The 9,575-nt window shown below is 52.5% G+C and carries 9 protein-coding genes, 1 rRNA gene and 1 other RNA gene (1 of these 11 cut by a window edge); all 11 read right to left on the bottom strand.

From position 1 onward, the window contains the following. A 16S ribosomal RNA gene (locus tag FLT43_RS17745) occupies window positions 1-320 on the bottom strand (it extends 1,234 nt beyond the left edge of the window). 319 nt (window positions 321-639) lie between these two features. Next, window positions 640-903, bottom strand: coding sequence for a pro-sigmaK processing inhibitor BofA family protein (locus tag FLT43_RS17740; protein ID WP_087441102.1), 264 nt, complete (start codon window positions 901-903; stop codon window positions 640-642). Beyond that, window positions 904-1,176, bottom strand: a complete 273-nt coding sequence (locus tag FLT43_RS17735) for a DUF2508 family protein (RefSeq protein ID WP_087441101.1) — start codon at window positions 1,174-1,176, stop codon at window positions 904-906. It abuts the gene before it with no gap. 155 nt (window positions 1,177-1,331) lie between these two features. Then, window positions 1,332-1,931, bottom strand: a complete 600-nt coding sequence (recR, locus tag FLT43_RS17730) for a recombination mediator RecR (RefSeq protein ID WP_087441100.1) — start codon at window positions 1,929-1,931, stop codon at window positions 1,332-1,334. Window positions 1,932-2,157: 226 nt separating this feature from the next. After that, complete coding sequence (locus FLT43_RS17725; protein ID WP_087441099.1) at window positions 2,158-2,469, bottom strand: YbaB/EbfC family nucleoid-associated protein; 312 nt, start codon at window positions 2,467-2,469, stop codon at window positions 2,158-2,160. A 37-nt stretch (window positions 2,470-2,506) separates the two neighbouring features. Then, window positions 2,507-4,276: a DNA polymerase III subunit gamma/tau gene (gene dnaX / locus FLT43_RS17720; RefSeq protein WP_087441098.1), complete on the bottom strand. Its 1,770-nt coding sequence runs from the start codon at window positions 4,274-4,276 to the stop codon at window positions 2,507-2,509. Window positions 4,277-4,404: 128 nt separating this feature from the next. Continuing rightward, on the bottom strand, window positions 4,405-5,553 hold the full coding sequence (locus FLT43_RS17715; RefSeq protein ID WP_087441097.1) for an ATP-binding protein: 1,149 nt from the start codon (window positions 5,551-5,553) through the stop codon (window positions 4,405-4,407). A gap of 178 nt (window positions 5,554-5,731) precedes the next feature. Further along, an RNA gene (gene ffs, locus FLT43_RS17710) (signal recognition particle sRNA large type) lies at window positions 5,732-5,999 on the bottom strand. Between the two features lie 281 nt (window positions 6,000-6,280). Next, window positions 6,281-6,478, bottom strand: coding sequence for a 50S ribosomal protein L31 (gene rpmE / locus FLT43_RS17705; RefSeq protein ID WP_005545715.1), 198 nt, complete (start codon window positions 6,476-6,478; stop codon window positions 6,281-6,283). Between the two features lie 167 nt (window positions 6,479-6,645). Then, window positions 6,646-7,938 carry a transcription termination factor Rho gene (rho, locus tag FLT43_RS17700; RefSeq protein WP_087441096.1) on the bottom strand — a complete coding sequence of 431 codons (1,293 nt, stop codon included), beginning with the start codon at window positions 7,936-7,938 and terminating at the stop codon, window positions 6,646-6,648. A gap of 289 nt (window positions 7,939-8,227) precedes the next feature. Next, a complete protein-coding gene (locus tag FLT43_RS17695) occupies window positions 8,228-9,481 on the bottom strand; it encodes a UDP-N-acetylglucosamine 1-carboxyvinyltransferase (RefSeq protein ID WP_087441095.1) in 1,254 nt (417 codons plus the stop codon). Window positions 9,482-9,575 lie beyond the last annotated feature (94 nt).

Here is a 9,575-nt window from a genome sequence, read left to right as displayed (position 1 = left end):
CGATCACCCTCTCAGGTCGGCTACGCATCGTCGCCTTGGTGAGCCGTTACCCCACCAACTAGCTAATGCGCCGTAGGTCCATCCATAAGTGGCAGATTGCTCCGCCTTTCCCGATTCCCTCATGCGAGGAAATCGACTATCCGGTATTAGCCCACGTTTCCGTGAGTTATCCCAGTCTTAAGGGCAGGTTACCTACGTATTACTCACCCGTCCGCCGCTAAGCTAATGGTTTCCCGAAGGAAACCGTCGCTCCGCTCGACTTGCATGTATTAGGCACGCCGCCAGCGTTCGTCCTGAGCCAGGATCAAACTCTCCATAAAAGTAGTTTGACTTGCTCATTCTATTGCTGACGAGGTCAATAATGACCTCTTGCACAAACATCACTCGTTGTTCAGTTTTCAAAGAACAATTATTCGCTCAAAATCCGTCTATAAAGCTTCCAAAAGCCTTTATATTATTCTTTTTCGCGTTGTCGTTGCGTTCAGCAGCGACCTTTATAATATATCACATTCGAGCATTCTTCGTCAAGCATTTTTTAAATCTTTTTTTCGATGCCTTTCGACATCTATCAACTGCTTGCCTCGGTCTCTCGAAGCGACGCTTATTAATGTATCACATAGGAATACAGCAAGTCAATAACTAAATCATAACCATTTTCAAGAAAATAATCGCCGCCAAACCGGGCACTCCAAGCAACCCGACCGTAGATAACGTGACCGGATTGACAGGCACATATACGTCAGCAGCCAAGCCGGTTGTATTCACGATATACAGAAGCACGAAGGCCACTGTGCCATGGAGAAGGAAGCTTAAGATTCCCCGCCAGGCGACTCGTTGGCGCAGCAAGACGAACAGCAGCGCAGCTGCCGATACGATCAGCACGCCAATCATCATCCATTTCATTTACGTCCACCCTTTCCCCAGCTTTACTGCATGCAGCTTATCCCGTTTTGCTTTTTTGATTAGCATCCCCACTCGCTTCTCGGCAGCTTCCAGCGTAAAGATCGCATAGTCGACCTCATCTTCGCCGACTGCATACTGGAATCGCGCATGGGCCCGTTCCCATTCCCGAAGCGCCAGTCTAATGTCATCCATCAGCTCTTCATGCTCGACCGCTTCAGCGACTTCCTGCTTTTGGACCCTGGAGAACCAACGCTTGATCGTCAGCCATCGCACGTTCCGTCCCTCCCCACTCCTTTGTATAACTAAGGTTATGGAAATCTGGACAAGACTAGAACCGAAAATGCTGACAAAAAGCCCCTGGCTGAATGCCAGGGGCTGAGATCGCTTATGCTACGGTTATGCGTCGTTACAATGTTCAACGCATGAGTTTATTGAATTTCCCGCCGTCCCTCCAGCGCTTTGGACAGCGTCACTTCATCGGCATACTCCAGGTCGCCGCCAACCGGCAAGCCGTGGGCAATGCGCGTCACTCGGATACCGAAAGGCTTCACCAAGCGAGATATATACATCGCCGTCGCCTCTCCTTCGATATTCGGATTCGTGGCCAAGATCAATTCCTTGACCCGCTCATCGCTAAGCCGCTTCAACAATTCGGCGAGACGGATATCCTCCGGCCCAATTCCCTCCATCGGAGAGATTGCGCCCTGCAGCACATGATAATACCCCTGGAACTCCTTCGTCCGCTCCATGGCCACCAAATCCTTTGTCTCCTGCACGACGCAGATTACGGACGAATCCCGGGTCTTATCCTGACAGATCCGGCACGGATCTGAATCGGTTATATTGCAGCATACCGAGCAGTATTGCAGATTGCGCTTTACGTTGACCAATGCTTTGGCGAAATCGATAACATCATCTTCAGGCATGCGGATGACATGGAACGCAAGGCGGGCAGCCGTCTTGGGCCCGATGCCCGGCAAGCGGGAAAATGCCTCGATCAACTTCGCGATCGGTTCTGGATAATACAAGGCTGCCTCTCCTTTTCAATGGCATAGGATGCAGACGCCGCTTCTCGCGACCGGCTATCTGCGCGACAGACTCCGCAAGATCGAAATCTCCGCTCCTATAGGGCATGTTCAAAAATACCGGTTTTCAGCACGTAAGGCCGCAACAACTCGAAGCCGACTTTTTGAACGTCCTCTACAATAACAGAAGGGCATATACCAAATGGTATATGCCGAACATGTCGCCTTATTAGAACAAGCCAGGAATTTTCATACCGCCTGTAAATTTGGCCATATCGTCATTAGCCATATCTTCTGCTTTGGTCAGCGCGTCATTGACAGCGGTAATTACGAGATCTTGAAGCATTTCGATATCTTCCGGATCAACGACTTCAGGCTTAAGCGTAATGCTGAGCACTTTCTTGTGGCCGTTCACTTCAACGGTGACTGCGCCGCCGCCGGAGGTACCAATTATTTTCTTGTCAGCCAACTGCTCCTGGGCCTTCAGCATTTGCTCTTGCATCTTTTTAACCTGTTTCATCATTTGATTCATATTGTTCATCGCTGTAATTTCTCCTTTTTTACATAGAATAATATAATTACTCTTTTATGACAACGAGGTCTTCCCCGAACATGTGAAGCGCCTCGTCAATCCAAGGTTCTTGTGCCGGTTCCGCTTCGGAACCTTCCGGCTCCAGCCGGAACGCCGGCTCTTCCTTCTCTCCGGCAGACTTCTCCGCCGCCTCTTCCCAATCCTTCAGCATCATCGTATCGAGCTGATATGGCTTGCCGAACACTTCGGACAAGACGCGCTCAATCACCTGCTTGTTATTGGGCTTCTCGGTCGTATCCCGGTGAATCGTATTTTTGAAGGCGACCAGCACCCGATCTTCCAGTGCCGATACCGGCTCCCCATTAACAAGCCAAGCGTGAATCGTGACGCCGGCTTCCTTCACCCGCTGCAGCACCTGCCCCCAATTGGAGCGGATGCGGTTCGAGTCAGCGGAATCCTTCGAGGCAGTATACCGTTCGAAGTGAGGCGGCTGCTTCGCCATCCGCGACACCCGCGCAGGCGCTCTGGTGGCCGCTGGGCTCCGTTCGGCTTGTCCGCCGTCTGACCGCCCATCCGGTACTCTTGCCTTCGCCAATTCATTCAGCTTCGCTTCTAATGACGCAACTTGACGCTGCAATTGTTGCACGACGGAAGAAGATCCCACCGCATCGGAACGATCAGCCTGCCTTTCAGCCGTTCCCGCCTCCGGTTGGCTGCTCAGCGCCCCCGGTTGGTTCTGCACGGCTAACTGCAGCAAGGCTACCTCGAATAACGTTTGCGGTTGCACCGCATATTTCATGTCTGTCTGATACCGGTTCAATGTGTCGATAATCTGGAATAGGCTCGCCGCTTCAAAAGCATCGGCCATCTCCCGGAACGCTTCCACACGCGTTAGCCGATCCGTCAGCCCTTCTCCGTCCGGCACCATCTTCATCATCAGCAGATCCCGGAAAAAGTAGAGCAGACTCTCCATGCACTTGTCCGCGCTCTTCCCTTCCTGCATCATCGACTCCACCGTGGCCAGCACGGATCCTACATCCCCCGCTTGAACGGCACGGGCGATATCCGCGAACTGCTCCTCCGGTATGCCGCCGGTGATGTCCAGGACTTGCCGATAGTCAAGACGTCCATCGGTGAAGGATGCCGCCTGATCGAGCAGGCTGATCGCATCGCGCATGCCGCCATCCGACAGCTTCGCGATATAGGTGAGACTGTCCCGGTCTGCCTCAATCCCCTCATCCCTGCACACTTGCTCCAGTCGGGCAACCTGTTCCTCCAGCGTCACTCTGCGGAAATCAAACCGCTGGCACCGGGAGATGATAGTCGCCGGCAGGCGGTGAGGCTCCGTCGTGGCCAGAATGAACATGACATGGGCAGGAGGTTCCTCCAGCGTCTTGAGCAGCGCGTTGAAGGCCTCCGTCGTCAACATGTGAACCTCATCAATAATATACACTTTGTGGCGGACCTCGGAAGGCGCGTATTTGACCTTTTCCCGAAGATCGCGAATTTCTTCTACGCCCCGGTTGGATGCGGCGTCAATCTCGACGACATCCATGACCGCACCGGCGGTGATGCGCCGGCAGGCTTCGCATTCATTGCAGGGCTCTGGACCGGGTCCCTGTTCGCAGTTGACCGCTTTGGCCATGATCTTTGCAGCAGTGGTCTTGCCGGTTCCCCGGGGACCACTGAAAAGGTAGGCATGCGAAAATCGCCGCTCACGCAGCGAGTTTTGCAATGTCTGAATGATATGCTGTTGTCCGACCATGTCACCGAATGACTGTGGCCGCCAAGCGCGATACAATGCAATATGTCCCATGCTGTAACCTCGAGAGCGTTTTTCTTATTATACTATATCACAAATTGTAAAAAAACAGCCATTCCCTCTCTTTGGCAATCAGGAAAACGGCTGTTCATGACTCCTATTATGTTCGAAAATCCCAGCGTTTATGGCAAAGGGAACGGGAAGTAAAGGGTGAATGTCGTGCCATAGCCTTTGCTTGATACCCGTATCGAACCGCCCAGATCATGAATAATGCGCTGGCAGACAGACAATCCTAGACCTGTACCGTTCGCCTTGGTCGTGAAGAACGGATCGAATATTTTGTCGATAATGTAACATGGGATTCCCGGACCCGAATCCTGAATCTCGATCAGCACCCGCTTGCTCTCGTCATCCCGTCTCGCTGTCACATTCAACACGCCGCCTTCGCTCACCGCCTCGATACCGTTTTTGGCAATATTAATGAACACCTGCTTGAGCAGCTCGCGGTCGCCGATGATTAGAGGCAGCGGCTCGTCCGCCTTGTAGTTGACTTGAACCGCATGCAGTACCGCCTCATTCTGAATGATGGGCAGAATCTCGCCCAGCACCTGGTGGAGATTCACCCGCTCTATCGTAAGATGCTTCGGCTTGCTCAGCAACAGGAACTCGCCGACCAGCTCGTTAATCCGGTTAATCTCGGTCAGCATAATATCGGTGTAATGCACTTCCTTGATCATGCCATGCTCGCCGAGCTTCTTCTTGAACATTTGCAGGAAGCCCTTGATCGAGGTGAGCGGGTTCCGTATCTCGTGAGCCGTTCCGGCCGCGATCTGCCCGATCATGGCCAGCCTGTCGCTCCGCTGCACTTGCTCTTCCAGCGAGCGCAGATTGGACACATCCTTGAACAACACGTAAGCGCCAACAATCTGGCCCTGTTCATCCCGCAGCACGTTCGAGTCCATCAGCAGATCATAGCGATCCGATCCGTTGGTCCAGGAGACGGCATGATTTTGTGTAACGACACCTTCCAGAAGCGACCGCTGCACAAGATGATACTCCGTCGGCATCTCGCCGAACAGGTCATTGACCCGGCGATGCAGCACTTCGGGCTTCACCCATCCGAGAATCCGGCACGCCATTTCGCTAATATCCACCAGGCGGAACTGGACATCGAGAAGCAGGATGCCCAGATTGACGTCCTTCAAAAAAGCACCCGCAAATTGCTGCAGCAAATTCAGCTTCCCTTGCTCCTGATCCTGGCCCTCTGTCGATCCGGCAGAGGAGAGGGTACACGCTTGCTGAGAACCAAGGGACTGATTCAATTCCGTCATAGGCTCACCTCATCGTATTATTGCGCCCATCTCTACCGCTCCCTCTGAAGCCGGGAGATACCTATAGTATTCCGTAAACGCAAAAAAAATCCTGCCTTATTATTAATATTTGAGCATATATTCATAAATGGAGAACAAAAAACACCGATTCGCTCGGTGTTGGATATTCGATATGGAACCGTGCACCTGTTATTGATAATTGTGATCCGAGCGGCACCTTCGTCTTACAGCTCAGGTCAGGCTTCCCTCCGGCACATGAAAAACCCTACTTATGGCTGCTTCCTTCCGGACCTGACCAGATTCATAGGTATCCATTGCGAAGGACCCGGCCGTCAACACCAAAGACGAATACCAAGCCTCACATCAACAAAACCTCTAACAGGAATTCAACCTCGCTATAGCGGATTGCGAGTTACAGGGCACCGCTACCTCCCCGTCTAGCACGGCATAACTTAGTATAGACGATCTGTGCCGAAAGTGCAACCAAAGTAAATTGTTTACAGCTTCCCAGTCCTCCGCCGGTTCATTCTCCGCATCGGCTTCGGCATCTCTGAAGCCCCATGACACCAGCGTTCCGGCTGTGCTAATGAAGCCGCACTGCGCAGATCCTCCTATATGCATGTTGTTCAACCGAAGCCGATAATGATGCTGTACGCGACAACCAGTACGTCTGCATAAAAAATAAACCCCCTCGCCATCACCAGCAAGAGAGTCTATATTTAACGTATTACATGCCATATTTCTTCTTAAATCTATCCACACGACCGCCTGCATCAAGAAACTTCTGTTTGCCTGTGAAGAACGGATGGCAAGCCGAGCACACCTCTACCTTCAGGTTTTCCTTAACCGAACCTGTTTCGAACGTATTGCCGCATGCGCAAGTTACCGTTGTAATGTGGTATTTGGGTTGAATCGCTTCTTTCATTCGAATTCACCTTCTTTCCGCCCTGAGCCCTTTGCGTGCCCAGAGTTATATAGAACAATAATGAATTATAGCACGGCCCGCCCAACAGCGCAACCGGAAAGTAGCGCATCGGGAAGAGCCAGCGCGTCAGACAGCCAGCCCGGTGAAGCTGTCTCAGCCGCTCTCTATCAGCTGACCGAAGTGCTCCGGGTGCGGCGCGTCGGCGTCGGCGTGTTGCCGTTCGTATCCAAGGTAGCCAAGAATTCCGTGTTCGTCTTCGTATCACGCAGCTTCTTCAGGAATTGATCGATGAACTCCGGCGTTTCGTTCATATTTTTCCGAATCATCCACAGCTTGTCGAGCTCTTCCTTCGACAGCAGCATCTCCTCCCGGCGCGTGCCGGAGCGTCGGATATCGATGGCCGGGAAAATACGGCGTTCCGCCAATTTGCGATCCAGATGCAGCTCCATGTTGCCCGTGCCTTTGAATTCCTCGTAGATGATATCATCCATGCGCGACCCGGTCTCGACCAGAGCCGTCGCCAGAATGGTCAAGCTGCCGCCTTCCTCGATGTTACGCGCCGAGCCGAAGAATCGCTTCGGACGATGGAAGGAAGCCGGATCGATACCGCCCGACAGCGTCCGGCCCGATGGCGGAATAACCAGGTTATATGCCCGAGCCAGCCGGGTGATGCTGTCCAGCAGGATGACTACGTCCTTCTTGTGCTCTACGAGACGAAGGGCACGCTCAAGCACCAGTTCGGCGACCTTGATATGATTTTCTGGCACTTCATCGAATGTGGATGCCACGACTTCGCCCTTGACGGAACGCTGCATGTCGGTTACTTCTTCCGGACGCTCGTCGATCAGAAGCACGAACAGCTCAATTTCAGGATTATTCTCCGAGATGCTGTTCGCGATTTCTTTGAGGAGAAGCGTCTTACCGGCCTTAGGCGGTGCGACGATTAAGCCGCGCTGTCCCAAGCCGACAGGAGCAATCAAATCCATAATCCGTGTTGAAATGCGGGATGGGGAAGTTTCGAGCACCAGCTTCTTCTGCGGATAAAGAGGAGTTAATGCAGGGAAGTGCAGCCGTTGCGCGGCATCTTCTGGATTTTCACCATTCACGGCATTGATCTGCAGCAGACCGAAGTAGCGCTCATTCTCTTTCGGAGGACGGCACTTGCCTGAAACGACATCCCCCGTTCTCAGATCGAATCTACGAATTTGCGACTGTGAGATATAAATATCTTCCGCGCTCGGCAAATAGTTAATCGGCCGAAGGAAGCCGAAGCCTTCCGGCAAAATGTCAAGAACGCCCTCCATGAACATGTAGCCGCCCTGCTCCGCTTGCGCACGCAAAATCGCGAAAATCAATTCTTTTTTCTTCAATTGACCGTAACCCGGAATTTGGAACTCCTTCGCCAGCTTGTACAATTCGGTCAACTTTTTCGTTTCCAAATCGGAAATTTGTAAATCCATGAATACAACTCCTATTCTGTTATAAAATGCGGACAATGTCGTATCAATAAGTCCATTTCCCTTATTCAACTCGGGAATACAGCAGTTGTTCTTTTATCTATGTCATTGTATTGATGGGCTGTTTCACCGGAAAGAAATCGTGGACGGAATGAAGATGAGAAGATGGTGGGCCAGAGGCAGCCAATTCTTCATCATAGGTTGATATATCGTAGAAATAGAAATCTCGTTCTGTATGGATTGTGCCCATATCAATCTATTATTAACCTATCTTTACCCCAACAGAATCGATTTATTCCACCTGACGCCATACATCGGCGCCAAGATTGCGCAAATTGGACACGAGATGATCATACCCGCGGTCGATAAATTCCACTCCTGAAATCTCCGTGACATCGGTATCTACCGTTAAGCCGGCAATGACGAGCGCGGCGCCGGCACGCAGATCGGAAGCTCTCACCTTCGCGGCATTCAGCTTCGTGCCTTCGATCACGGCGGTTCGCCCTTCAACCCGTATTTTGGCTCCCATGCGGGCCAGCTCCGGGACATGCTTGAAGCGGCTGCTGTATACGAGATCCGTCAGCATGCTCACCCCTTTGGCTTGCGTCAGCAAGCTGGTCATCGGGGACTGGAGATCCGTCGGGAATCCGGGATAGACAAGCGCCTTCACATCGATGCTGTTGTATTCGGGCTGGCCAATAACGCGAAGCGACTCATCGCCCTCGATAACGCGCACGCCCATTTCTTCCAGCTTCGCCGTAAGGGCTTCCAGATGTTTAGGAATAACATTATCGATCAGAATATCGCCGCAGGTGGCCGCAGCCGCAATCATATACGTTCCCGCCTGAATGCGGTCCGGAATAATCGAGTGCGTACAGCCGCGCAGGCTGTCCACGCCTTCAATGCGGATCGTCTCCGTGCCCGCTCCCTTGATGCGGGCGCCCATCGCATTAAGCAGTGTGGCAACATCTATAATTTCAGGCTCTTTGGCCGCATTTTCAATAATCGTAGTGCCCTTGGCGCGTGAGGCAGCAAGCATAATGTTAATGGTCGCCCCTACACTGACGACATCCAAATAGATTTTGGCGCCGCGAAGTTCCCGCGCGTAAATATGGACGGAGCCGTGATCGTTCGTCACTGTCGCGCCCAAAGCTTCAAAGCCTTTGATATGCTGATCGATCGGGCGAGGCTCGAAATTGCAGCCCCCCGGCATGCCGATGGTCGCTTCGCCGAACCGGCCCAGAAGCGCGCCCATCATATAGTAGGAGGCCCGCAGTTTTTTAACGGGTCCATTGTGCATCGGTACCGAGATCATCTGCGACGGATCGATGCGCAGACAGGAACCTTCCCAGCTAACCTGTCCGCCAAGCTCCGTCAAGATCTCCATATAAGTGGCGACATCGCTCAGTTCGGGCAAATTATCCAGTACGACTTCCGTCTCCGCAAGGATTGCTGCAGGAATAAGCGCTACCGCGCTATTTTTGGCACCGCTGATTTGCACGGCTCCCCGAAGCGGCCGACCGCCGCTAATCATTAACTTCTCCATGACAAGCCAGTTCCTCCCATGCGTTGCTGACAACCCCGATAGCCGGCGACATCCGGCTTATATCGGCTCCCCATAATGCAAAAAGGGAAGAACA

Origin of the sequence: Paenibacillus thiaminolyticus (assembly GCF_007066085.1) — a bacterium.
Lineage (GTDB): Bacteria > Bacillota > Bacilli > Paenibacillales > Paenibacillaceae > Paenibacillus_B > Paenibacillus_B thiaminolyticus.
This window is presented reverse-complemented; position numbering and strand designations above follow the sequence as displayed.

Coding starts and splice junctions, on each gene's coding strand:
- FLT43_RS17740 (WP_087441102.1), bottom strand. CDS start 903: ATGAAATGGATGATGATTGGCGTGCTGATCGTATCGGCAGCTGCGCTG.
- FLT43_RS17725 (WP_087441099.1), bottom strand. CDS start 2,469: ATGAACAATATGAATCAAATGATGAAACAGGTTAAAAAGATGCAAGAG.
- dnaX (WP_087441098.1), bottom strand. CDS start 4,276: ATGGGACATATTGCATTGTATCGCGCTTGGCGGCCACAGTCATTCGGT.
- FLT43_RS17715 (WP_087441097.1), bottom strand. CDS start 5,553: ATGACGGAATTGAATCAGTCCCTTGGTTCTCAGCAAGCGTGTACCCTC.
- rpmE (WP_005545715.1), bottom strand. CDS start 6,478: ATGAAAGAAGCGATTCAACCCAAATACCACATTACAACGGTAACTTGC.
- rho (WP_087441096.1), bottom strand. CDS start 7,938: ATGGATTTACAAATTTCCGATTTGGAAACGAAAAAGTTGACCGAATTG.
- FLT43_RS17695 (WP_087441095.1), bottom strand. CDS start 9,481: ATGGAGAAGTTAATGATTAGCGGCGGTCGGCCGCTTCGGGGAGCCGTG.